This is a genomic window from Pseudomonas sp. 14P_8.1_Bac3, from assembly GCF_025466085.1.
Lineage (GTDB): Bacteria > Pseudomonadota > Gammaproteobacteria > Pseudomonadales > Pseudomonadaceae > Aquipseudomonas.
Map to the genome: position 1 here is coordinate 1 of NZ_JANLOD010000051.1, position 22,436 is coordinate 22,436.

Annotated in this window: 20 protein-coding genes and 2 pseudogenes; 11 read left to right on the forward strand and 11 right to left on the reverse strand. The window is 60.8% G+C overall.

Annotation, left to right across the window (positions count from 1 at the left end; translation table 11 throughout):
* Window positions 1–95 precede the first annotated feature (95 nt).
* The 3 genes from NTD84_RS16390 to NTD84_RS16400 are packed head-to-tail and all read left to right on the forward strand — an operon-like array spanning window position 96 to window position 3,661.
* On the forward strand, window positions 96–755 hold the full coding sequence (locus NTD84_RS16390; RefSeq protein ID WP_262167434.1) for a paraquat-inducible protein A: 660 nt from the start codon (window positions 96–98) through the stop codon (window positions 753–755).
* Window positions 742–1,365, forward strand: coding sequence for a paraquat-inducible protein A (locus NTD84_RS16395; RefSeq protein ID WP_262167435.1), 624 nt, complete (start codon window positions 742–744; stop codon window positions 1,363–1,365). Before NTD84_RS16390 ends, NTD84_RS16395 begins: the two co-directional genes overlap by 14 nt.
* Complete coding sequence (locus NTD84_RS16400) at window positions 1,358–3,661, forward strand: intermembrane transport protein PqiB (RefSeq protein ID WP_262167436.1); 2,304 nt, start codon at window positions 1,358–1,360, stop codon at window positions 3,659–3,661. Before NTD84_RS16395 ends, NTD84_RS16400 begins: the two co-directional genes overlap by 8 nt.
* A 170-nt stretch (window positions 3,662–3,831) precedes the next feature.
* Here the strand turns inward: NTD84_RS16400 and mksF are convergent, their stop codons facing one another.
* Genes mksF through mksB form a run of 3 tightly spaced genes read right to left on the reverse strand, consistent with a single transcriptional unit; the run spans window position 3,832 to window position 8,637 of the window.
* Window positions 3,832–6,672 carry an Mks condensin complex protein MksF gene (gene mksF, locus NTD84_RS16405; protein WP_262167437.1) on the reverse strand — a complete coding sequence of 947 codons (2,841 nt, stop codon included), beginning with the start codon at window positions 6,670–6,672 and terminating at the stop codon, window positions 3,832–3,834.
* Complete coding sequence (mksE, locus tag NTD84_RS16410; protein WP_262167438.1) at window positions 6,669–7,370, reverse strand: Mks condensin complex protein MksE; 702 nt, start codon at window positions 7,368–7,370, stop codon at window positions 6,669–6,671. The genes mksF and mksE overlap by 4 nt, the downstream gene beginning before the upstream one ends.
* On the reverse strand, window positions 7,360–8,637 hold the full coding sequence (mksB, locus tag NTD84_RS16415; RefSeq protein WP_262167439.1) for an Mks condensin complex protein MksB: 1,278 nt from the start codon (window positions 8,635–8,637) through the stop codon (window positions 7,360–7,362). Before mksB ends, mksE begins: the two co-directional genes overlap by 11 nt.
* A 238-nt stretch (window positions 8,638–8,875) precedes the next feature.
* On the opposite strand from mksB, the gene NTD84_RS16420 reads away from it, so the two are divergent.
* A complete protein-coding gene (locus NTD84_RS16420) occupies window positions 8,876–9,616 on the forward strand; it encodes an energy transducer TonB (RefSeq protein ID WP_262167573.1) in 741 nt (246 codons plus the stop codon).
* On the forward strand, window positions 9,609–10,061 hold the full coding sequence (gene rimI, locus NTD84_RS16425) for a ribosomal protein S18-alanine N-acetyltransferase (protein WP_214378714.1): 453 nt from the start codon (window positions 9,609–9,611) through the stop codon (window positions 10,059–10,061). The genes NTD84_RS16420 and rimI overlap by 8 nt, the downstream gene beginning before the upstream one ends.
* Window positions 10,062–10,158: 97 nt before the next feature.
* On the opposite strand, the gene NTD84_RS16430 is transcribed toward rimI, so the two are convergent.
* A complete protein-coding gene (locus NTD84_RS16430) occupies window positions 10,159–10,563 on the reverse strand; it encodes a serine kinase/phosphatase (RefSeq protein ID WP_262167440.1) in 405 nt (134 codons plus the stop codon).
* A 168-nt stretch (window positions 10,564–10,731) separates the two neighbouring features.
* Here NTD84_RS16430 and can point away from each other — a divergent pair, with 168 nt between their 5' ends.
* The gene (gene can, locus NTD84_RS16435; protein ID WP_262167441.1) at window positions 10,732–11,376 is read left to right on the forward strand and encodes a carbonate dehydratase; all 645 of its coding nucleotides are present in this window, start codon (window positions 10,732–10,734) and stop codon (window positions 11,374–11,376) included.
* Window positions 11,377–11,380: 4 nt separating this feature from the next.
* Here can and NTD84_RS16440 read toward each other — a convergent pair whose 3' ends face one another.
* From NTD84_RS16440 to NTD84_RS16455, 4 genes are all read right to left on the reverse strand, one after another.
* A complete protein-coding gene (locus NTD84_RS16440; protein WP_262167442.1) occupies window positions 11,381–11,905 on the reverse strand; it encodes an SET domain-containing protein-lysine N-methyltransferase in 525 nt (174 codons plus the stop codon).
* A gap of 180 nt (window positions 11,906–12,085) precedes the next feature.
* Window positions 12,086–13,258 (reverse strand): hypothetical protein, encoded by a 1,173-nt coding sequence (locus NTD84_RS16445; RefSeq protein ID WP_262167443.1) that lies wholly within the window; start codon window positions 13,256–13,258, stop codon window positions 12,086–12,088.
* A gap of 223 nt (window positions 13,259–13,481) precedes the next feature.
* Window positions 13,482–13,802, reverse strand: coding sequence for a hypothetical protein (locus NTD84_RS16450; RefSeq protein ID WP_262167444.1), 321 nt, complete (start codon window positions 13,800–13,802; stop codon window positions 13,482–13,484).
* A gap of 164 nt (window positions 13,803–13,966) precedes the next feature.
* A complete protein-coding gene (locus NTD84_RS16455; protein ID WP_262167445.1) occupies window positions 13,967–15,385 on the reverse strand; it encodes a short-chain fatty acid transporter in 1,419 nt (472 codons plus the stop codon).
* 200 nt (window positions 15,386–15,585) lie between these two features.
* Here NTD84_RS16455 and NTD84_RS16460 point away from each other — a divergent pair, with 200 nt between their 5' ends.
* The 4 genes and pseudogenes from NTD84_RS16460 to NTD84_RS16470 all read left to right on the forward strand — a co-directional run bounded on the left by NTD84_RS16460 (window position 15,586) and on the right by NTD84_RS16470 (window position 19,007).
* Window positions 15,586–16,902 carry an MFS transporter gene (locus NTD84_RS16460; protein ID WP_262167447.1) on the forward strand — a complete coding sequence of 439 codons (1,317 nt, stop codon included), beginning with the start codon at window positions 15,586–15,588 and terminating at the stop codon, window positions 16,900–16,902.
* A gap of 220 nt (window positions 16,903–17,122) precedes the next feature.
* Window positions 17,123–17,809 (forward strand): annotated as a pseudogene (locus tag NTD84_RS30090) (PAS domain-containing protein); the annotation flags it as partial.
* Window positions 17,810–17,914: 105 nt separating this feature from the next.
* Window positions 17,915–18,349 (forward strand): annotated as a pseudogene (locus tag NTD84_RS30095) (methyl-accepting chemotaxis protein); the annotation flags it as partial.
* Between the two features lie 58 nt (window positions 18,350–18,407).
* Window positions 18,408–19,007, forward strand: coding sequence for a flavin reductase family protein (locus NTD84_RS16470; RefSeq protein ID WP_262167450.1), 600 nt, complete (start codon window positions 18,408–18,410; stop codon window positions 19,005–19,007).
* Between the two features lie 10 nt (window positions 19,008–19,017).
* On the opposite strand, the gene NTD84_RS16475 is transcribed toward NTD84_RS16470, so the two are convergent.
* Together NTD84_RS16475 and NTD84_RS16480 are read right to left on the reverse strand one after the other, a co-directional pair.
* Complete coding sequence (locus NTD84_RS16475; protein ID WP_262167451.1) at window positions 19,018–19,386, reverse strand: cupin domain-containing protein; 369 nt, start codon at window positions 19,384–19,386, stop codon at window positions 19,018–19,020.
* Window positions 19,387–19,462: 76 nt separating this feature from the next.
* Entirely contained in the window at window positions 19,463–20,272 is an 810-nt protein-coding gene (locus NTD84_RS16480) for an AraC family transcriptional regulator (protein WP_262167575.1), read from the reverse strand.
* Window positions 20,273–20,427: 155 nt separating this feature from the next.
* Here NTD84_RS16480 and NTD84_RS16485 point away from each other — a divergent pair, with 155 nt between their 5' ends.
* The gene (locus NTD84_RS16485; protein WP_262167452.1) at window positions 20,428–21,069 is read left to right on the forward strand and encodes a LysE family translocator; all 642 of its coding nucleotides are present in this window, start codon (window positions 20,428–20,430) and stop codon (window positions 21,067–21,069) included.
* 7 nt (window positions 21,070–21,076) lie between these two features.
* On the opposite strand, the gene NTD84_RS16490 is transcribed toward NTD84_RS16485, so the two are convergent.
* Window positions 21,077–22,333, reverse strand: a complete 1,257-nt coding sequence (locus NTD84_RS16490) for an MFS transporter (protein WP_262167453.1) — start codon at window positions 22,331–22,333, stop codon at window positions 21,077–21,079.
* Between the last annotated feature and the right edge of the window lie 103 nt (window positions 22,334–22,436).

The window sequence follows — 22,436 nt, forward strand, 5'->3', positions numbered from 1 at the left end:
GAATAAAAGCTTTAACTGGCCCAGTACAAATTTGCGCAGTTATTTTCGACTCATGACACTAGAATAGGTCGATCTTTTTCGGAGTCAGAGCCTTTATGCCAGATCCGGTTGACGCCTCCGGGCTGTCAGAATTACCGCTGGACGACTTGGTAGCGTGTCATGAGTGCGACCTGCTGATGCATAAGCCCAAGCTCGCCCATGGCGAGAAAGCCTTGTGCCCGCGATGCGGTTATGAGCTCTATGTTCATCGGCACAATGTCGTACAGCGCAGTCTCGCCTTGGTCATCGCCGCGCTGTTGTTGTACATCCCGGCGAACTTTTTACCCATCATGCAGCTCAATCTACTCGGGCAGTCGTCGCAAGACACTGTCTGGACCGGCGTTGTCGGCTTGTTCGATACCGGGATGCAAGGTGTCTCGGTCATCGTATTTCTGTGCAGCATGGCAATCCCGCTACTCAAACTGCTCTGTCAGCTGGCGGTATTGCTGACTATCCGTTTTGATATCGGCCGTAGCTACGGCTTGTTGCTTTATCGGATTTATCACCATTTACGCGACTGGGGGATGCTCGAGGTTTACCTCATGGGCGTTCTGGTGGCGATCGTAAAGCTGGCAGATATGGCAGCAATCACCGTAGGTCTTGGCCTGGCGTGCTTTATCGGCTTGTTGTTGGTCCAAGTCTGGTTGGAGGTGGTGATGTCGCCCCATCAGATCTGGCAGGCTTTATCAGGAGAGGATGCCCATGCGGGCGATTGATGCAGGCATTCTGATTTGTACCGAATGCCATGAATTGAACAAGCAGGACGCTGACACCAACGAGCAGGTCTGCACCCGTTGTGGTGCGCTGGTTCACGCTCGCCGACCGAATAGCGTCGTACGAACCTGGGCGCTGCTGATCACCGCGGCGATCCTCTACATTCCGGCCAACGTCCTGCCGATCATGACGGTCAGTTCTCTTGGTCAGGGCGATCCCAGCACCATCATGTCCGGTGTAATCCAGCTGGTTCAGCACGGCATGATTCCCATCGCCGCCGTGGTATTCATCGCCAGTATCCTGGTGCCGACATTCAAGCTGGTGGGCATCGCCTTGCTGCTGTTTTCAGTGCAACGCCGCCAGCCGCTGTCGGCTCGTCAACGCATCTGGATGTACCGCTTCATCGAGTTCATTGGCCGCTGGTCGATGCTCGACATTTTTGTGATCGCCATCCTTGTGGCGGTGGTGAATTTTGGACGGCTCGCCAGTGTCGAAGCCAATCTTGGCGCCATCGCTTTCGCCAGCGTGGTGATTCTGACGATGCTTGCCGCAGTAACTTTCGATCCCCGACTGATTTGGGATAACACGGAGTCGGACGACGACCATGACTGATTTGCCTACAGCGAAAACCCGACCGGCCTCGAATTGGTCTGCCATCTGGGTGTTGCCCCTGATCGCCCTGATCATCGGCGGCTGGCTCGGCTGGCGTGCCTACAACGAAACCGGCATCGAGATTCAGGTGCGTTTCGAAAGTGGTGAAGGCATCCAGGCCAACAAGACCGAAGTTGTCTACAAAGGCATGTCGGTCGGCAAGGTAAAAACTCTCAAGCTCGACGACGAAGGCGCCTCGAAAGGCGTGATCGCCACCGTCGAAATGAACAAGGACGTGGAGCAATACCTGCGCACCAGCACGCGCTTCTGGCTGGTAAAACCGAGCGTGACGCTGGCCGGTATCACCGGCCTGGAAACGCTGGTGTCCGGCAATTATGTCGCGATCAGTCCGGGGGAGGGCGAGCCCACGCGCAAGTTCAAGGCGTTGGCCGAAGAGCCACCGTTGTCCGACGCAAAACCCGGCCTGCACCTGACCATCAAAGCGGATCGCCTCGGCTCGCTGAACCGTGGCAGTCCGGTGTTCTACAAGCAGATCAGGGTGGGTCAGGTCAAAAGCTACCTGCTCTCTGAAGACCAGAGCACGGTTGAGCTCAAAGTGTTCATTGAGCCGACCTACGCCAAGCTTGTGCGCAAACACACACGTTTCTGGAATGCCAGCGGCATCAGCATTGACGCTAATCTGTCCGGTGTGAAAGTGCGCAGCGAGTCGCTGGCGAGCATCGTCGCCGGCGGCATCGCGTTTGCCACGCCGGAGAACCGCAAGGACAGCCCGCCCACCGATCCGAGCCTGCCGTTCCGTCTCTACGAAGACTTTGATGCGGCCGCCGCCGGTATCCGGGTCAAGGTCAAGCTCAGCGATTTCGAGGGCCTGCAGGCCGGCCGGACGCCGGTCATGTACAAAGGCATTCAGGTTGGCAATCTGAAAGCATTGAAGATCGATCCTGATCTGTCCGGTGCGACGGCCGAATTGACCCTTGATCCGCTGGCCGAAGATTATCTGGTCGAAGGCACTCAGTTCTGGGTGGTCAAGCCATCGATTTCCCTCGCAGGCATCACCGGCCTGGAAGCCTTGGTCAAAGGTAACTACATCGCCGTGCGTCCCGGCGACAAAGGCGCGGCACCGCAACGCGAGTTCGTGGCGCGACCGAAGGCACCGCCGCTGGACCTGCGTTCGCCGGGCCTGCACCTGGTGTTGTTCACCGAGAACCTGGGGTCGCTGGAAGTCGGCAGTCCGATTCTCTACAAGCAGGTCAAGGTCGGGTCGGTTCAGAGCTATCAGTTCTCCAAGACCAAGAAGCAGCTGGTGATCGGTGTCCACATCGAGAAGGAATACGAAGGCCTGGTCAACGCGTCGACGCGGTTCTGGAACGCCAGCGGGATCACCCTCTCGGGTGGGTTGACCGGTGGAATCCAGGTCAAAAGTGAGTCGCTGCAAAGCCTGATGGCCGGCGGGATCGCTTTCGAAACACCGCTCGCGAAAGCGCCGCTGCAAAAGAAAATCCCGCGTTTCCGTCTGTTCGCCAACCATGACGACGCCAATCAGAAAGGCACCGTGGTCACGATCAAGGTTGATCGCGCGGATGGCTTGCGCCATGGCACCCCAGTGAGATTCAAAGGCCTGGATGTCGGCAAGATTGAAGATGTCGACCTCAGCGATGATCTGCAGTCTGTCCTGCTCACGGCGCGGATCACCGAAGTGCCGGAGCGCATTGCCCGGGTTGGCAGTCAGTTCTGGGTGGTCAAGCCTGAGCTGGGCCTCATCAAGACCTCGAACCTCGAAACCCTGGTGACCGGCCAATACATCGAAGTGCAGCCTGCCGCGAAGAACCTGGGGCCGCAGAAAAACTTCGTCGCCCTGGCCACGCCGCCTGAGGTGACAAAACAGGAAGCCGGCTTGAGTCTGGTCCTGAGCGCCGCGCGCCGTGGTTCGTTGAAAACCGGCGTGCCGGTGACGTACCGCGAAGTTACGGTGGGCAAGGTCACGGGTTATGAACTGGGCCAGACCGCGGATCGCGTGTTGGTGCACATCCTGATCGAGCCGAAATACGCGCCGTTGGTGCGCAGCGGCTCCAGGTTCTGGAACACCAGCGGCTTCGGTTTCGACTACGGCTTGTTCAAAGGCGCGACGATGCGCACTGAATCGCTGGAAACGCTGTTGCAAGGCGGCATCGCCTTCGCTACCCCGGAGGGTGACCGCATGGGCAGCCCGGCGCGAGCGGAGCAGACATTCCCGCTGTTCGACAAGTTTGAGGATGAGTGGCTGACCTGGGCACCGAAGATCTCGCTCGGTAAATAAGCCTGTGGTGTATGGGCTGACGCCATCGCGAGCAGGCTCGCTCCCGCAGGGTTACGGGCATCCAAAGTGGGAGCGAGCCTGCTCGCGATAGGGCCCTCAAGGCACAACAAACAAAAAGGCCGCGATCCCTCTGGATCGCGGCCTTTTTTATTGCTGTCGATTAACGCTAATCAAACCGCATCCAGTTCCGGCTCATCGGTTTCAGCGTTTACCACTGCCTTCACCTCATCATGCCGACGGATGTATTTCCAGTCCGCCTCGTCGATGTAGATCCCGTTCGGCCCGCTGCCACCTTCCAGATCGATCGCGACACTGGCGCAGACCTGCGGCTTCACACTCGCCAGAATCGGCACGAAGCCCAGTTGCAGACTGGTTTCCAGCAGCGCTGCCTGGTTCTTCTCGTCGATGTCCGCCGCCTCGTCGAGGTAGTACGGCAAACGCACGCGACCGGCCTGATCGCGATCCATCAAGTGCAGCAACAGGTACATGTTGGTCAGCGCCTTGATGGTCATCGTCGTGCCGTTGGACGCCGCGCCGTCGATGTCGGTGTGGATCACTGGCTGGCCATTGACCTTGGTGATCTCGAAGGCCAGCTCGAACAGGTCCTTGAGCCCGAGCTGGTTGTGATTCGCCGCGACCAGGCGTGCCAGGTATTCCTTGGCCTCTTCGTTCTTGTTGTCTTGATCGGCGCTTTGGCTAAGGTCGAACACGGAGAGCGTTTCGCCTTCTTCGTACTGGCCGGCGCTGTGGATGATCTGGTCGATGTGCTTGAGCGCTTCCTTGTTCGGCGCAAGCACAATGCGGAAGCTCTGCAGGTTGGACACCTGACGCTTGTTGATCTCGCGGTTGAACAGCGCCAGTTGATGCTCGAGGCTGTCATAGTCGCTGCGGATGTTGCGCAGGGTCCGGGCGATGTCGGTGACCGCGGCGCGGCGGGCCTTGCCGAGGGTCAGGGCTTCGTCGGTGCGGTGCGCGTACGCGTTGATCAGCAGTTGCAGGCGACGCTCCATATCGTCTTCGCTGTCGAACTTGGCCACGCCCTTGAGCCGAACCTGCGCGTACAGCGCGTCGATCTGCCCGTCGCTGCGCAGCAAGCCCTGCCAACTGTCCTGATAGTCATTGAGCAGCGGCAGCAGGTTGTCCATGGAATCGTCGATAGGGTCCATGAACGGCGTGCCAAACGGCAAGTCTGCCGGCAGCAACTGACGGCGGCGCAGGGCGTCGTCAAGGGTGCGTTGTTTGGCTTCCATGTCGCCGATTTGCCGGCCGACCAGTTGCAGCTTGGCCGACAGTTGCTGGACGCGTTCGGTGAAGGCGTCACTGGAGCGCTTCAGCTCGTCCTGCGCGGCTTCCATCTGCGCCAGTTGCTCAAGCTTGTCGCCTTCTTCGGCACTCAGGGTTTGCGAGCGACGGAAATCTTCCAGGGCTTTCTGCGCATCGAGCACCTGCTGATAGAGCGCTTCAGTCTGGGTCTTGCTCGCCGCACGGTCGGCTGCCACGGCTTGCTGGGTTTTCAGTTGCTTGAGTTCTTTTTCCAGACGCTCTTTCTGATCGCGCAGGGCTGCGCGGTCTGCCAGCGCTTGCAATGCCGGAGGCTCAATGTGCGAGAGGTCGATCGACAGGCCCGGCACTTCGAAGCGTTCGCCTTTGAACCCGTCGAGGATCAGCTCCATGGATTTGACCCACTGACCGTCCTCGTCCAGCGCAATGCCGTGTTCGCCCAGCGGCAGGCTGAACAACGCGCTGTTGAACAGGCGCATCAGGCGCTCGACATCCTGTTGCGAAAACTCTTCGCGCAGGCGGGCGTAGCTGTTGTTGTCGGCGTGGTCGAGTTGCTGCTTGACTGACTTCAGGCGCTTTTCCAGATCCCGTAGACGTTCTTCCAGATCTTCGGCGGAGAACTGCCGAGACTGCGCCAAGGCGCCGGCCAGTTCGTCGTGAGCGTCCTTGGCCGCGAGCAGTTGCTGTTCGAGCACTTTGACGTCATCGACCAGCGCGAAACGATTCTTCAGCGCCGAAAGTTCGCCAAGCCAGCGCTGGATGCCAGTGATTTCCCGCTCCAGGCGCATCAGCTCCTGCGTGCCGCCACGCTGATCGTTTTGCAGCGCGTCCTGCTCGTTGCGGTAATGCTCGGCCTGAAGGGTCAGCTCTTCCTTGCGCGCGCTGGCGTAATCCGACCAGGTGCCCAGCAGCGAATCGAGCAGTGGCGAAATCCGGTGCAGCTTGCCGCGCAGGATATTGCGCTGGGTCACGCCAGCAGCGAGGGCTTCAACCAAGGGGCCGGCGGTGACCAGAGAGTTGTAGTCCTGCTCCATGCGTCTTACATCGCGGAACGCTTCTTCGCACGCGGCGATGTAATCGACGCTGCCGGAACGCAAGCTGTGCTCGAAGGCATCGAGAAACAGCTGCTTGAGCTTGGCTGCGGTGATTTCGCGCATGTGCAGCAGGTTGATGAACAGCGCGCGGAAGGTCTTCAGGCTCTGTTCGCTGGTGGAGCGCAGCGGGATCAGGGTCAGGTCCAGCGGAATCGAGGTGTGACCACCGACCAGCAAGCGCCGCAGTTCATCGGGCTTGAGCTCGTAGGCTTTCAGGCCTTCGCGTTCAAGGTTGGTGAACAGCTCTTTCTGACGCAGGCAGGTGTCGTTCTTCTGGTAGTGCGCCAGATCCAGCTTGCCGGCGTAGGCAAAGAACTGGTGACCGAAACCGCCGCCCGGACCGCGACCGACCACGCCGATCACGTGCGGACCGTGGGGCAGCGAGACTTCGACCAGGATGTAACTGGTGTCCGAGGCGAAGTAGAAGCGCCGGGATTGTTCCAGGCTGTATTTGCCGAAACTCATGTCCGACATGCGCGCCAGAATCGGAAACTGCAACGCATTGATCGACGCGGATTTGCCGAGGTTGTTCGCGCCGTAGACCGATAACGGTTCTTCCAGCGGGAACAAACCGAGGCTGTAACCGGCTGTGTTCAAAAGGGCAAAGCGGCGAATGCCGTAGCGTTCCTTGCTCATGCGTCGGTCTCCTGTTCTTCGGCAATGGCGCGGGCCAAGGCGTCTTCTTCGCTTTCGCCCTCGAACTCACTCAGATCGAGGGGATCGTCGGTCTCCAGCAATTTTTCGTCGCTATCGTCGTCGATCAGCACTGGAACCGGCAGTGGCAACACGCTGTGCAGGCTGGCCGCCAGGTCGCGGTCCTGCTGCACCGACAGGCAGACGTCGAGGAAGCGGTGCATCGGCGGCAGGAAACGGTAAATGCCTGTCTCTTCGCTGGCGAACCCGAGCTGAGTCATGCGGCGCATGATTTTTTCTTCGAGCTCTTCGACGGTCTGCACTTCGGCCTGGATGAACAGGTCGCGGTACTTTTCCAGCAACGACGGCAATTCGTCGCGACCGAGGCTGCCGCCGTCGAGCACGGCAATCGGGTCGCGGCCCTGATCCGCCAGGTGCTCGACGAGGATGAAGGTGAACAGCGCCAGGCGTTGCGCGGTCTTGTTCACCGCCGCCGCCGCAAGGTCCGGAACGAAGTAGTAGAAGCCGCGGGTGTCGCAGACCAGTTCAAAACCCAGCGCCTTGAACAGCATGCGGTACTGGTCCTGGAAGTTCGACAATTGCGCGTACAGCTCCGGATCGCGGCGGCTGACGTGGTAGCCCTTGAACAGCTCGCGGAAGATCGGCGCCAGCTGGGACAGTTCTTTTAGATCAAGATGCATGAGGGATGCTCGCAGAATCCTCGGCGGCGCTGTCGCGGGCCGAGAGCAGGGCGAAGGAGCGCAGGCTGACCTGGTGCTCATGAGTGTGGTAATCGCGGCGCTCCAGACGCTCGCGCTTGAAGCGCTTCTCCCGCGACAAGCGCGAGAACCAGTACAGCAATTCATCGGTGGCGCCGTTCGGTTCCTGTTCCAGCAGCCAGGTCATCAGGTCCGGCAGCGGCAGGGCGTCTTCGCAGCGTTCGAGCATTTCCCGAACGGTGCGTGGCGCGCGCGGCGCTTCGCCTTTCTGGGTTTTGTGCGCTTTCGGGAACCGCGCCGGCTTCGGCTCGAAGCGGGCGAGGGCGTAAACGTAGGCCTCGACCTGACTGGCGCTGCCGAGGAAGGTGCTTTGCGGCCGGGTGAACATCGGCATTGCCGCTTGCGGCACCGCATCGAGGCCTTTGCGGCGGATCGCTGACAGCGCCAGCGCCGCACCACGGGTCACGGCGTTATGCCGGCGTGCTTCTTCACGCAGCGGCAGCAGCAGTTCCCGCGCATGACGCAAGGTCAACTGGGCGCTGGTCTGCATTTCGAGAATGCGCGCGTGGGTTCGCAGCAACATGTCGTCATCGACCAGGTGGCCGAGGCGTTGTTGCTCGGTGAGCATTTTCAGTAGGACGTTCTCGACTTTGCGCACGCCTTGCTCGAAGGCGCCGTCGGCATTCACCAGCTGAATCATCGGCTCGACGTATTCGTCCCAGGTCGCCAGCACTTCGGCGTATCGCTGACGCAACGGGATCTGCCGGTCGCTGGTCTTGGCGCGCTCGGCGACGGCCACAAGGGCCTGCTCGTCGTTGGCGAGTTTCTTCAGGACGTCGCGTACGCGCATGTCGAGCAGGCGCAATTGGCGCGCGAGGTCGTGGCCGTCACGGACGTCGAAGGCGTCCTGGATGTAACCGGCCAAGCGTTCGAGGTGGCGCAGATAGGCTTCGATTTCCAGGCACAGACCCAGGCGGTGTTCACGGCGCAGGTAAGCGAGGAAGTCGTGGATCTGCGCGTTGAGCTCGAAACGGTTCGGGCTTTTCGCCACGGGCACCAGAATATCGAGGCGGATCCACACGTCCAGCAGGCTGGTGATGTCCTGCGGCGTGCTGTCGAGTTGCTGGGCGGCCAGTTGCGTGCGCAGTTCGTTGAGGCTCAGTGTGCCTTGGTCGAAGTGCTCGCACAGTGGCTCCAGAAGTGCCCAGTGTTCAGCGAGGGCGCGCAAGACGCGCTTGGGTTCGATCATCGGAATGGCCGGCTGGTTGGCAATTAAAAGCCGCGATTGTACTGCATCGCGGCCGATGCGATTCACTCTCGGGACGGGCTGTCGCCATTTTTCACCGGTGCAAAGGCTATCGATGAAGTCTATCGATCAACAGCGCGGGCGATCTTGAGCGAAGGGCGGTAGAATCAGCGCACTTTAGTTATCCACAAGTGGCCGACCTTTGCTTATCGAGTCCCGTCGTCGCGCTTATCTGACCGCCATGCAGGTGGTCAACTGGCTGCCGCGCACCGAATTGCCTTTTGCCGCGCCGTCGCGGCCCGAGTTGCTGGAGATGCCCGAGCCGCTGGTCGTCGCTTCAGTGGCACCGGTATCCGTGGCCGATGCGCCCGTGGAACCGGGGGGCAAGCCGGCCGAGCGGGTAAAGATCGAAGTGCCGCGGCCGTCGTTGGCCAGCACGCGCACCCAGGCGAAGGCCGAAGAAGAGGAAGCCCCGGTCGCAGTCAGGGCGCCGGTCGTGCCACCACCGCGATTCGCCCTGCAATTGCTGCGCGCCGGTCGCTGCCTGCTGCTGGTGGAGTTACCCACAGGCGAGGCCTTCCAGACCCGCGATCCCGCGTACCTGCTGCTCAAAGACATGTTGCGCGCCGCCGGCCTGCCGGACAGCCCGCAGATCGTCGGCGAGCCGGTGCGCTGGCCGCTGCTCTCCCGCGGCACGATGGATCAAGGCCCCGAGGCGGCTCGCGACTTCGTGCAGGGTTTTCTTTCGGCCCGGCTGGAAGATGCGCCGTGCGTCTGCGTCTGGCTGATCGGACTGCCGGCGGTGCGTTTCGCCGGGGAAGCCACTGCCGAATCGTTCAACCGTGAACTCGAGGTCGAAGGCCTGGGCTCGGTCTGGGCCCTGCCGGGCCTGGAATTATTAATGGAAGAGCCACAGCGTAAGGCTGACGTCTGGCAAGCCATGCGTCGGCTGATGACGCGCTGGAAAGAATCGAATGAGTGACGCTGTATCGTTTCGCCCGATGACCGAGGCGGACCTGGACGCTGTACTGAAGATCGAATACGCGGCGTACAGCCATCCCTGGACCCGCGGGATTTTTCTCGACGGGCTGGGCAAGTACCAGATCTGGTTGATGTTCGAAGGCTCGCAGCAGGTCGGGCACGGGGTGGTGCAGATCATTCTGGATGAGGCGCATCTGCTGAACATTACCGTCAAGCCGGAAAACCAGGGGCGTGGGCTGGGCTTGACGCTGCTGGAGCACCTGATGTCGATTGCCTACAAGGCCGAGGCGCGGGAGTGTTTTCTGGAAGTGCGCGACAGCAACCGGTCGGCCTTCCGATTGTATGAGCGGTACGGGTTCAACGAGATTGGTCGGCGTCGCGATTATTATCCGGCGGTCGGTGGGCGCGAAGATGCCGTGGTCATGGCCTGCACCCTGGTGGATTGACCATCTGGCCCGCTCCCACAAAGCACTGAACCTGCGGGAGCGAGCCTGAGCGCGAAGGCGTCCTGTCAGGCGCTACAGAATCTCAGGCGCTACAGAATCATCGGTTCCCGTCCAGCGGATCCCGCCGCGCCAATTCCTCTTCATCCAGCCCGTTACCCCCGCCGATCTCATCTTCATCGACAACGCTCAAATCCCAATCGGCCTGGCCCTCTTCACCCGCCTCCCGGGCATCGCGCGCACCGTCTTCCCGGATCAACGTCTCCGGGCTCATGTCATCGTCGGTCGGTTCATGATCCGCGGTCGAGGCGCCGGTCATGCCGGCTTCGCGCACGCGCTCTTCGGGCATCAGTTGTTCGCGTTCGTTTTCGGGCAGTTCGTCGCCGATTTTCGCGCTGGGTTCTTCCTCATCGAAATCCAGCTCGTGCATCGAGCCCATGCGGTCTTCGTTGTCGTCGATGGGCTCGGGTTGTGCCGCATCGAACGGACGTCGTGAATCAGTCATGGCAATTCCTCATACTGTGGGCCTTACTAGGGTGGACCCACTGGGCTGCCGAGAATTCCGCCGGCATGGAACACCGATAACAAGCTTCATCGGCAATCTGCACCTGACGCGTGACCCCGACGGACGGACGTCTGTCAAAGCAGCGCATCATTAACGAGGCTCCCTTGCATGAACGAATTACAAGATCTGATCGATAATAACGAGCGCTGGGCTGACGCGATCACCAAAGAAGATCCTGACTTCTTCGCCAAACTAGCCCGTCAGCAAACGCCGGAATACCTCTGGATCGGCTGCTCCGACGCCCGCGTGCCGGCGAACGAGATCGTTGGCATGTTGCCCGGCGACCTGTTCGTACACCGCAACGTGGCCAACGTGGTGCTGCACACCGACCTGAACTGCCTGTCGGTGATTCAGTACGCCGTCGACGTGCTCAAGGTCAAACACATCCTCGTGACTGGCCACTATGGCTGCGGTGGCGTGCGGGCCTCGATGCAGGACCGTCAGCTGGGCCTGATCGACGGCTGGTTGCGCTCGATTCGTGATCTTTATTACGAAAAACGCGACGAACTCGTCCAACTGCCGACCGAGGAAGAGCGGGTCGATCGTCTGTGCGAACTCAATGTGATCCAGCAAGTGGCCAACGTCGGGCATACCACCATTGTGCAAAATGCCTGGCATCGCGGGCAGGCGCTGTCTATTCACGGCTGCATCTACGGGATCAAGGACGGTCGCTGGAAGAGCTTGAACGCCAGCATCAGCGGGTTTGAGCAATTGCCGCCGCAGTACCGCTTGCGCCCAGTCGGCGCGCCATAACCACTCAGTCCGGCCTTCGCCGGCGCCGGTTCTGCAAAAACAGCAGGCCATTGGCATTCGGCGACTCGTCGTAGCCGGTGATCCAACCACGGCAGCCGGGACAACCGCAGCGGCAGGCGAACTGCCGCTGCAGCTTGTCTTCCGTGGCGGCGAGGTCCATCGTCAGCCGATTACCTTTCTTGATGTCTTTCAGCGCCCATAGCCACATTTCGCTCATATCGAGGAAGACGGTGGGGTCGCAGCTGTGGTTCAGCAGGCTGCAGAACAATGGGTCGTAGACGTGGATTCCCGGTGCAAGCTGGCGCGTGTGCGCGCAGCGATAGGGCAGAAGATGGCCGGAAATCCGGCAGATTCGGCTAAAGCGCGGGAAGTTGCGCAGTACCTTGACCCCTATCGCCGAGCCTTTTCCATTGCGAACGATTGCAAAGTCGTCCCTGGACGGAAATCCGAGGTCAACCGGCAGCTCCTTGAAGGGATAAATGCCATGGGGTGGCGGTTGGACAAGCGCTTGATTCGCATGAGCTTTCATAACGGTCCCTGTTGGCTGAGTGCTGCGACCTCCGTCAGCTGACATCCCGTCAGCCCTGCAGCACGTGGGTGTGACTCAAGCCTCTCGCATAAAAAGGCCCCGGTCTACTGTCACAAGTGACAGGGGGAAAACGCGCATTTCCGCGTCAGCCATGGATCACACGGGAATGCGCGTCGATGTTCACAGGTGTGGAGCAGGCAGCGCGGTCGCCGGTGCCGGGGCCTTGAGCTGTTTGAGTTGAGCCTTGATCGGTGTGGTTGCGCACTTGGCCGTGGCTTGCCCGGGCGTCAGGTTGCGGATCGAGGTGTAGAACAGCTCGCAGGTCTTTTCTGTCTGGGCGACCTGCCATGTCTGGGTGCAGCTTCGCAGTTCGATATCCGGGTTGCTGTCGGGGTCGCGGCCCATGGCGGCCTGCCAGCACGCGGCACTCAGGTCTTGCCCCATGACTTTCAGGCCCGCCGCATCGGCCTTGGCCTGGGCGTCGCTGCCGGTATAACTCGCAGGATCGGCGGCGTACCAGATGTAACTTGGGTGGTTGGAGCCCAACACCGGCACTTTGACCCCTTCGTTCGGGCTGATGCTGACCAGGCCCAGCACGTTCACCGTCGGCCCGTATTGCTGCTTGATCCAGTTACGCACCGGCGCGCCGAACGCGACCATCGGCAGCGCCGCGCCACTGGCGTTCTGGCTGATCTGCTTGACCATGGTGGTCTGGTAGTCCTTGAAATAGTCGTAGACCCCTTCCAGGTCCTTGCCCGCCGTAGACGGCGCGGCAATCGGCGCGATGTCGATGATGGTCTGGTAAGCCGGTGTCTGCTCCGCGGGGATGCCGTTATCCGCCAGCAGCGTGGCCCAACGATCGGTGGTGGCCGACTTCAGGTAATCCTGCGCCTGAGTCAACGAGTAGTCCGGCGGGAAGTGCAGCAGTTCGACGCTTTTACGATTCTCCAACGCCATGCCCAGCGGCAGGAACAAGTACCAGCTATACGCCCACTTGCCATCGGCATTCAGCTTGCTGGCGCCGGTATAAGCCAGGTCCCCCGCATCGAGCAGCGCCGCGAGCGGTTTTTCATAGCCCTTGGGCACGCCGGTGATGGCGGCGTAGAGCTGATCGTTATCAGTTTTGACCACCACCTTCGCCGCGCTGTAGCCATCGCGCTGCACGCTTTGTGTCAGGTAATGCTCGACGGTTTGCTCCAGCGTCCAGTTGCGAAAGCAGATCACATTGCAGTTGTTGGGGTAAGCGAACAGCCGGGTGACGCGCTCGGTGCTGCCCAGCTTCAGATCGGCATCCGCCTGGGCGACGGCGCTCAGGGTGAGGGCGGCAAGGGTGAGTGCAGCGAGTTTGAACATGCTCAGATCCTTTTCAGCGTGATCCCGTTGGTAGGAGACAGCATAGTGGATCAATCGCATTACACAGAGGAGCAGGCGCAGGCAGCTTTTTGGGTTATTCACGCAGCGCCGGGATACCGGTAAAACTGCAGGAGACGGTCTGCTCGGGAAGGTCTGCAGTGAATAGCCCGGTATAGGGTCCGGCTCGCAGCAGAAGTCTACGAACCGGAGGAGGGTTGAGACGTTACAGCAGCTTCAGGGCCAGATGGGTTCCGGCGCGCAGGTATTCGACTTGTGCAAATACGGCATCTTTGACGATCGCCTCTCCGGTGTCGGTCAGGTTGGCTTTTTTCGAATCAATGATGGACGTTTGCGTCAATTGCATGACCACGTCCATGGCTTTTTGAAGGGCGGTCAGATTATTGTGCAGGCCGAACTCGCGGACGACGGCGTCCATTCGACGGTCAGCGTCATCACGCAGTTGTTTATACTCGGCGACCGACACCCTGCCGTCCTGATAGGTGTCGTTGATCATCTCTTCCAGCGTTTTTGATATTAAAGACATGTCTTGTTCATCCTTGGTCAGTGCTTTGAAGGGTTGAGCTGTCGGAGTCTACTCAACGAGTCACTGGCAAGAGATAGGACCCGCCCGAGGTTTATGTCAGGCGCAATCGAACGGGTCTGTAGGACAAATTGCACCCGCACAACAGCAGGCGCAATCAATGACATTTAAGGCATCACTGGCGGCGTATACGTCAACGTCGTGCCCAGCGCCCACAGCAGGAAGAGCACCAGCGGCGTGTGTACCAGCAGTTGCACGAATGAGAAGCCGATCAGGTCCCGCGCCTTCAGCCCGAGAACGCCCAACAATGGCAGCATGTAGAACGGGTTGATCAGGTTCGGCAGTGCTTCCGCCGCGTTGTAGATCTGCACGGCCCAGCCCAGGTGGTAGTTCAGGTCGGTGGCCACTTGCATCACGTACGGCGCTTCGATGATCCACTTGCCGCCGCCCGAGGGGATGAAGAAGCCGAGGATTGCCGAGTACACGCCCATCAGCAGCGCGTAGGTGTCGTGGGACGCGATCTGTACGAAAAAGGTCGAGATGTGGTGGGCCAGGGTCTGCGCGTCCGTGCCTTTGACGGTGGTCATCAGCGCAGCAATCGAGCCGTACAGCGGGAATTGGATCAGCACGCCGGTGGTGGTGGGCACCGCGCGGGACACTGCATCGAGAAAGCTGCGCGGACGCCAGTGCAGCAAGGCGCCGAGCATGATGAACAGGAAGTTATAGGTGTTTAGTCCGGAAATCGCACTGATCGCCGGTTTGGTCGAGAACTCGTGGAACAGCCACCCGGCCGCCAGCAGCACCAGCAAAATGATCAGCAGCGGGCTGTGTTCCAGCCATTCGCCCGGCCGGGTACGCGGTTGCAGTGGCGGCAGGTTGAAGCTTGGATCGATGCCGCACGCGTGTGCATCACGAGCCGAATTCGGGCCCGGCGCGGTGGCGTAGGCAATGATCAGCGAGATCACGATCAGTGCCAGCAACATCGCTCCGGATTGCCAGAGAAAGATTGTTTGCGTGAAAGGAATCACCCCGGTGATCGACAGGATCGACGGCGGCAGGCTGGCCGGGTTGGCCTGCAATTGCGCGGCGGACGACGACAGGCCCAGGGCCCACACCGCACCAAGGCCCAGATACGCGGCGGCGCCGGCGGCGCGGTAATCCATTTTGAGGTCAGTGCGACGGGCGAGGGCGCGCACCAGCAGGCCGCCGAATACCAGCGACAGGCCCCAGTTCAACAGCGACGCGACCATGGATATCAGCGCCACCCAAGCCACGGCGGAACGGCCGTTCTTCGGGATCCGCGCCAGGCGGTCGATCAGTTTCACGGCGGGCGGCGAACTGGCTACCACGTAACCGCCAATCACCACGAACGCCATCTGCATGGTGAACGGGATCAGGCTCCAGAATCCGTCACCGAACGCCATGGCGGCATCGGTGGGTTTGGCGCCCATGAACAGGGTGGCCACGGCGACGATGATCACCGCCAGTGCGGCGAACACCCAGGAGTCGGGGAACCAGCGTTCGGCAAAACTTGAACAACGCAGGGCGAAGCGGGCAGAGCGGGTATCTTCGATATCTGCAGCCACGGGAATACCTCGATTTTTATGTTTATTTTGGTCGTGAGGGCCGGGAAGGCCCGTCTGGACAGGTGCCAACAGTAAATCAATCGGTCACGTTTTGTGACGAAGTTTTGGCTATTCGGGACTATGGTCTAACGGGTTGTCCGCTGGCGCGTTTGCGTAGACCATGGGCGCCTTGGTTTTTTGCCTACGCCAGAGTTCTTTTGATGACTGCCCATAACGATTCGCGCCCGGCACCGTTCAGCCGCTCGGACTACAAGACCCTCGGCCTTGCGGCCCTTGGCGGCGCGCTGGAAATCTACGATTTCATCATTTTCGTATTTTTTGCCCTGACCCTCAGTCAGCTGTTCTTCCCGCCGGAAATGCCCGAATGGCTGCGCCTGCTGCAAAGCTTCGGGATTTTCGTCACCGGTTACCTGGCAAGGCCGTTGGGCGGGATTCTGATGGCGCATTTCGCCGACCGGTTGGGGCGCAAGAAGGTCTTCAGCCTGAGCATTCTGATGATGGCGTTGCCGTGCCTGCTGATCGGCATCATGCCGACTTACGCGCAGATCGGTTATTTCGCCCCGCTGCTGTTGTTGGTGTTGCGGGTCCTGCAAGGCGCCGCGGTGGGCGGTGAAGTGCCGAGCGCCTGGGTGTTCGTCGCCGAGCACGCGCCGGCCGGGCATCGCGGTTACGCGCTGGGTTTCCTTCAGGCCGGGCTCACGTTCGGCTACCTGATCGGAGCGCTGACTGCGACCTTTCTGGCGCAGGCCTTCACTCCGGCGGAGATCCTCGATTTTGCGTGGCGGTATCCGTTCCTGCTGGGCGGCGTGTTTGGCGTGATTGGCGTGTGGCTGCGCCGCTGGCTCAGCGAAACCCCGGTATTCATGGCGATGCAGGCCAAGCGCGATGCCGCCGTCGAACTGCCCTTGCGCACGGTATTGCGTGAGCATCGCCTGGCGATCCTGCCGGCGATGATCCTCACCTGCGTGCTGACCTCCGCCGTGGTGGTCTTCGTGGTCATCACCCCGACCATGATGCAGAAAACCTTCGGCATGACCGCCAGCCGTACCTTCGGCCTGAGCGCCCTAGGCATCGTGTTCCTGAACATCGGCTGCGTGCTGGCCGGGTTGCTGGTCGACCGCATCGGTGCCTGGCGCACGGTGATGCTGTACAGCCTGCTGCTGCCGCTGGGCATCGGCGTGCTCTACACCTGCCTGATCGTCGGCGGCGACTGGATCGGTCTGGCGTACGCGATTGCCGGCCTCGGCTGCGGCGTGGTCGGCGCGGTGCCTTCGGTGATGGTCAGCCTGTTCCCGGCGCGGATCCGCGTCTCGGGAATTTCCTTCACCTACAATATTGCCTACGCCGCGTGGGCCAGCGTCACACCGCTGTTGCTGATCGGCCTGATGCCGTGGAGTCCGTGGATCTGCGTGATTTTCTGCGCAGTGATGGGCGCGGTGGGTGTGAGCAGCGCGATGTATTTCGGCGCACGGATACCCTACGCGGAAGGCCGAAACGAGGCGCCCTGCATCCAGTGACGTTCAGTGGATTGCGCAGCCGTTGCAAACTATTTTTGTAGGACAAGCCTGAAATACTCTTCAGAAAATATCCCGAATGCCGATGGCTAGGCTGCATGCCGCTTTCTATCCCTGTCCATCGGTGCTTTCCATGTTCAATAAACGCTTGAAGCAAGAGTTGTCGGCTCTTCGTGAAGAACTCTCCAGCCTTCAGCAAGTGAGGGACAGTCTGGAAAGCGAGATGCTGGTCCTGACCCTGGATCCCGATGGCCGGATTCAATCGGCCAACCAGAACTTCATTGGCGAGATGCATTACAAGGGCCACGACCTGGTCGGGCGACCGATCGAAGACCTCGTGCCGGCTCACGTGAAGGCGGATGAATTTCACCACCGCTTCAGGGCTGCGCTAAGCCGTGGCGAGCACTTCGCCGGAGCGGTGCGCCTGTTGCGTGGTAATGGCCAGGAAGCCTGGTTGCGTTCGATCGTCCAGCCGGTGCGTTGTTCGGACGGACGGATCAAGGCGTTCTCGATTTTTTCCAGCGACCTCACCCGCACCATCGAGGCCTCCCGCGAGCACGAGAACCTGATCAGTGCGCTGGTGCGCTCGACGGCGGTGATCGAGTTCGACCTCAATGGCAACGTGCAGACGGCCAATGACCGGTTTCTCAACGGCATGGGTTACAGCCTGGCGCAGATCCAGGGCAAACATCACCGCATGTTCTGCGAACCGCAGGAGCAGAACAGCCCCGAGTATCAGGATTTCTGGCGCCGCCTGAATGCTGGCGAGTTCGTGGCCGGGCGCTTCAAGCGTGTCGACAGCCACGGGCGTACGGTCTGGCTGGAAGCGTCTTATAACCCGGTGGTCGACGCCAATAACAAGCTCTACAAAGTGGTGAAGTTCGCCACGGTGATTACCGATCAGATCAACCAGGAACAGGCCGTCGCTGAAGCGGCCAACATTGCCTACGGTACATCGCAGCAAACCGATCAGAGCGCCCAGCGCGGTACGGCCGTGGTGACTCAGGCGGTGAATGTGATGCGTGACCTGGCCAAGCACATGCAAACCGCAGGTGACGGCATTGAAGCGCTGAACGAGCAATCCCTGGTGATCGGCACCATCGTCAAGACCATCAGTGGCATTGCCGAACAAACCAACCTGCTGGCGCTCAACGCCGCCATCGAAGCGGCCCGCGCCGGTGAGCAGGGCCGAGGTTTCGCCGTGGTGGCGGACGAGGTCCGGCAACTGGCCTCGCGGACCAGCCAGGCTACCGATGAAATTGTGCTGGTGGTGCGTCAGAACCAGGACATGGCGCGTAACGCCGTAGCGCTGATGACCGACGGCAAACTCCAGGCTGAACAAGGCCTGGCGCTGGCGGCTGAGGCGGGCACGGTGATTGTCGAGATTCAGGACGGCGCGAAGAAAGTGGTGAACGCGGTGGGGCAGTTCGCCAATCAATTGTCGAGTTGATGGCTGCCACCCGGGCGGAAATCGCTACAATCGGCTCTTTTCCCTGGAGCAGATGTCCATGAGCGCCTTCCATCGCCGCCCGGTTCCCTTGTCCAAGGCTTATCGTCTGCTCAATCATGGGCCGACGGTGCTGGTCAGCGCGGCCCATGACGGGCAGCGCAACATCATGGCGGCGGCCTGGGCCATGCCGCTGGATTTCGAACCGCCGAAAATTGCCGTGGTCCTGGACAAGTCCACCTGGACCCGGCAACTGCTGGAAGGGGCGGGCACCTTCGTACTGAACGTACCCTGCGCCGCCCAGGCCGATATCGTGCAAACCGTCGGCTCGACGTCCGGCCTGGAGCTGACCCAAACCCAGGGCCGGGACAAATTCCAGGCCTACGACCTGCAGACCTTCAGCGGCGAGTTGATCGACGCGCCGATGCTCGAAGGCTGCGTGGCCTGGCTGGAATGTCGATTGCTGCCAGAGCCCGGAAACCACCAGCAGTACGACCTGTTCCTGGCCGAAGTGATTGCCGCCCAGGCGGATGAGCGCGTTTTCAGCGACGGCCGCTGGCACTTCGAGGGGCATGATGCGTTGCGCACCTTACACCACGTCGCGGGCGGGCATTTCCTGAAAATCGGTGATCCGGTGGATGGCAAGACGTTAACCTCGTAAACCGGCGCAATCACACCCAGACATCATTCTGCGCCGTGCGCTCGCCCCCTTCGGTGCCTGTGTTCAACACGCCGCGGGGTTCTATCAGCAGGAGTTTCACCTCCTGCTCCGCGCACGGTTTGTGCTCGACCCCCTTGGGCACCACGTACATTTCGCCGGCATTGATCAACACATGGCCATCGCGAAAATCAATGCGCAGCTGGCCCTCGAGCACAATGAACGCCTCGTCGGTATCGAGGTGGTCGTGCCAGATGAAATCCCCCAGCAACTTCACCACTTTGAACTGATAGTCGTTCATTTCGGCAATGACCCGCGGCGTCCAGTGTGGGCCGATCCGGGAGATTTTTTCGGCGAAGTTCAGGCTCTCGTAGGTTTTCATGAAGCAGCTCTCATGGTTGAACGAGAAACCACGATAGCCAGCGCTCGGGCGCGCTTCTTGAACGATTGTGCGTGGCTCAGCGCAGGTGCATTTTTATCCAGCGTGCGGGCGACAGGCCGTAGGTTTTACTGAACTGGCGGGTCATGTGGCTCTGATCGGTGAAACCGGCGATCAGTGCGGCGCTGACCAGCGACTGCCCCTGGATCAGCAGCGAGCGGACCAGATCGAGGCGACGCATGGTCAGGTAGCGATAAGGGCTGGTGCCGAACAACAGGCGGAAATCCCGCGACAGGCTCCAACGATCCCGACCGCTGTGATGCGCCAGTTCCTCCAGCGTCACCGTGCGATCCAGGGCGCTGTGCATGTACTCCCGCGCGCGCTCGGCGGCCACATAATCGAAGCGTTGGCGCACCATGGGTACTCCGCCAGCGCTGTTCAAGGCTTGCGCCAGATCGAACATCGCGTCCTGTTCTTCCAGTGGTTCGAAGGGGCTATCGAGGCTGCGCAGCAGCACTTCGGTGGCGGCGAACAGGCGTGGGTCGGTCGACAGGCCGTTCTTGATGAAGGGCAGCGGTTGGCCGCCGAGCATTTGCTGGATCAGCGCGGGTTCGATGTACATCATCCGGTAATGGAACCCGGTCTCGGTGCCGGCCTCGCCGTCGTGGACTTCGTCCGGGTGCAGCACCATAGTCCCGCCCGGCAGGCTGTGACGCCAGCCGCCGCGGTACTGAAAACGCTGCACGCCGGCCAGGGTATGGCCGATGGCGTAGGTGTCGTGGCGGTGCAGGTCGTAGCCATGACCGGCAAAAAATGCTTCGAAACGCTGAAGCCCTGTGACATCAGGTGCGCGGTGGAACCAGTCATTGCGCAGCGCAGGATGGGTCATGGTGATCGTTGCCGTGGAGTCGATGCTGACCACGTTAACCCAGTGAGCAGGCACCTGTCTTTCCGCCGATGGAAGGGGCTCGCCCCTGTAGAAAGTCGACGACAACTGTTGCATTGTGTTGCACATCCCTCGAAGCCATGAAGGCGATCGTCATTATGGAAATGTTCCATCTGAGCTACGCCGCTCCGTTGCTATCGCTGGCGCTATTGTGGACGGTTGCCGTCATCACGCCGGGACCGAATTTCTTTAACGTTGCGCAGCTGGCGGCCAGTCAATCCAAACGCCATGGCGTGGTGGCCTCCCTGGGCGTGGCGACCGGCACGGTGCTCTGGGGGTTGGCGGGTGGCCTGGGCATCAAGTCACTGTTCAGCGCGGCGCCGACGCTGTACCTGGTTTTCAAGGTTGCCGGCGGCTGCTACCTGATCTATCTGGGGCTGAAGCAGTTCAGGCGAAAACCGCCGATCGTCGCTGACGATAATGGCTCGATGGGCGGAGTGGGGCGTACGTTGTTGTCAGTGTATGGCCAGGGCTTTCTGGGCAACATGACCAACCCCAAAGCGGCATTGTTCGTTGCGACGATCTTCGCCACCGCCATGCCCGCAACCGTGCCGCCGATGTTGCTGGCGCTGGCGGTGCTGACCATGTCGACCTTGTCCTTCAGTTGGTATTGCAGCGTCGCACTGCTGTTTTCCAGCCGTCGAATGGCGCGGGTCTATGACCGTTCGCGCAAATGGCTGGATCGCTTTGCCGGCAGTTGCTACCTGCTGTTCGGGGCGCACCTGGTGGCCAATCGTTGAGGGTGCGTCAGCTCAACATGTTCGCTTCATGAGCCGGCGGGCGAGGCTGGGCAGTCCTCGGGTTGAACGTCTCCGGCATGGCCAGTAGCAATAAAACAAACGCCGTGGCTGCCACTGCCGCCAGGGTCAGGAACGCCGCGCTGTAGCCGGCCTGTTGAACCACCAGACCGGCCAGGCCATTACTCAGCGCGGCGCCGAGGCCGAACACCGTCGACAGGGCACCCAGACTGACGTTGAAGCGTCCGGTGCCTTGGGTCAGGTCCTTGACCACGACTGGAAACAGCGCGCCGAATATTCCCGCCCCAATCCCGTCGAGCAATTGCACCGCGACCAGCCAATAGGGATCGTCCGACAGCACGTAGAGCACGCCGCGCAAGGGCAGGATCAAAAAACCGGCGAGCAGCAGCGGCTTGCGGCCCCATACATCGGCTTTCCACCCCACCAGCAACGCTACCGGCACCATCACCAACTGCGCGGCCACGATGCACGCGGACGTCAGTGGCGTGGCCATCTGCAAATTCACCAGTGACAGTTTTTGGCTCACCAGCGGCAACATCGCCGCATTCGCCAGATGGAACAGCCCACAGCAGATGGCGAACACCAACAGCGGACGGTTGTGCAGCAGCACCTTCATTGCCGAGGGATTCTCCCCCTGCGCCGGTGCGTCAGGGTCAAAACCCCGCGCCACGTCGTGATCGATGGCCTGCGGGGAGATAAAGCTGATCGCGATCACACTGGCCAGTGCCATCACCGCCATCAGGTAAAACACCGCCACCGGGCCCAAGAGATAGGAAAAACCTCCGGCGAGCAACGCCGCAACGGCGTTACCTGCATGATTGAAGGTTTCATTGCGACCGGTGCGTCGGGTGAAGGCGCGAGGCCCGGTGATGCCCAATGAAATCGCGGCAATCGCGGGGGCGAACACCGACGCGGCGACGGAGCTGAGCGCCTGGGTTACGGCCACGAGCGTGAAGGAGGTAATAAATGGCAGCAGCAGGCAACCCAGCGTCACTAAAAGCGCCGCAACGATGACGACGCCACGCTTGCGTCGAGTCTTGTCGATCAGTGCCCCCGCCGGTGTCTGCGCCAGCAACGCCGCAATCCCGGCGATGGTCATCACCAGACCAATGCTCGCCGGCTCCCAGTGATGCACGGCCAGCAAATAGATGGCCAGGTACGGGCCGAGACCATCCCGTACATCGGCAAGAAAAAAGTTGAGCCCGTCCAACGAAAGGGCATTGCGGCGATGCGAATCAGCGTTCAAAGGGCGGCCTCTTCATGGCGCAAATGCAAATTCGGGCTGTGCATTAGCAATGACTGGCGACGCGCCAGGGAAGTTTCAGTTTCCCGGGTAGCGTCCGGTGCTT

Coding starts and splice junctions, on each gene's coding strand:
- NTD84_RS16395 (WP_262167435.1), top strand. CDS start 742: ATGCGGGCGATTGATGCAGGCATTCTGATTTGTACCGAATGCCATGAA.
- can (WP_262167441.1), top strand. CDS start 10,732: ATGAACGAATTACAAGATCTGATCGATAATAACGAGCGCTGGGCTGAC.
- NTD84_RS16400 (WP_262167436.1), top strand. CDS start 1,358: ATGACTGATTTGCCTACAGCGAAAACCCGACCGGCCTCGAATTGGTCT.
- NTD84_RS16480 (WP_262167575.1), bottom strand. CDS start 20,272: ATGACCCATCCTGCGCTGCGCAATGACTGGTTCCACCGCGCACCTGAT.
- mksB (WP_262167439.1), bottom strand. CDS start 8,637: ATGATCGAACCCAAGCGCGTCTTGCGCGCCCTCGCTGAACACTGGGCA.
- NTD84_RS16440 (WP_262167442.1), bottom strand. CDS start 11,905: ATGAAAGCTCATGCGAATCAAGCGCTTGTCCAACCGCCACCCCATGGC.
- NTD84_RS16390 (WP_262167434.1), top strand. CDS start 96: ATGCCAGATCCGGTTGACGCCTCCGGGCTGTCAGAATTACCGCTGGAC.
- NTD84_RS16485 (WP_262167452.1), top strand. CDS start 20,428: ATGGAAATGTTCCATCTGAGCTACGCCGCTCCGTTGCTATCGCTGGCG.
- NTD84_RS16445 (WP_262167443.1), bottom strand. CDS start 13,258: ATGTTCAAACTCGCTGCACTCACCCTTGCCGCCCTCACCCTGAGCGCC.
- NTD84_RS16470 (WP_262167450.1), top strand. CDS start 18,408: ATGAGCGCCTTCCATCGCCGCCCGGTTCCCTTGTCCAAGGCTTATCGT.
- NTD84_RS16420 (WP_262167573.1), top strand. CDS start 8,876: ATGCAGGTGGTCAACTGGCTGCCGCGCACCGAATTGCCTTTTGCCGCG.
- NTD84_RS16450 (WP_262167444.1), bottom strand. CDS start 13,802: ATGTCTTTAATATCAAAAACGCTGGAAGAGATGATCAACGACACCTAT.
- NTD84_RS16475 (WP_262167451.1), bottom strand. CDS start 19,386: ATGAAAACCTACGAGAGCCTGAACTTCGCCGAAAAAATCTCCCGGATC.
- NTD84_RS16460 (WP_262167447.1), top strand. CDS start 15,586: ATGACTGCCCATAACGATTCGCGCCCGGCACCGTTCAGCCGCTCGGAC.
- mksF (WP_262167437.1), bottom strand. CDS start 6,672: ATGAGCAAGGAACGCTACGGCATTCGCCGCTTTGCCCTTTTGAACACA.
- mksE (WP_262167438.1), bottom strand. CDS start 7,370: ATGCATCTTGATCTAAAAGAACTGTCCCAGCTGGCGCCGATCTTCCGC.
- rimI (WP_214378714.1), top strand. CDS start 9,609: ATGAGTGACGCTGTATCGTTTCGCCCGATGACCGAGGCGGACCTGGAC.
- NTD84_RS16430 (WP_262167440.1), bottom strand. CDS start 10,563: ATGACTGATTCACGACGTCCGTTCGATGCGGCACAACCCGAGCCCATC.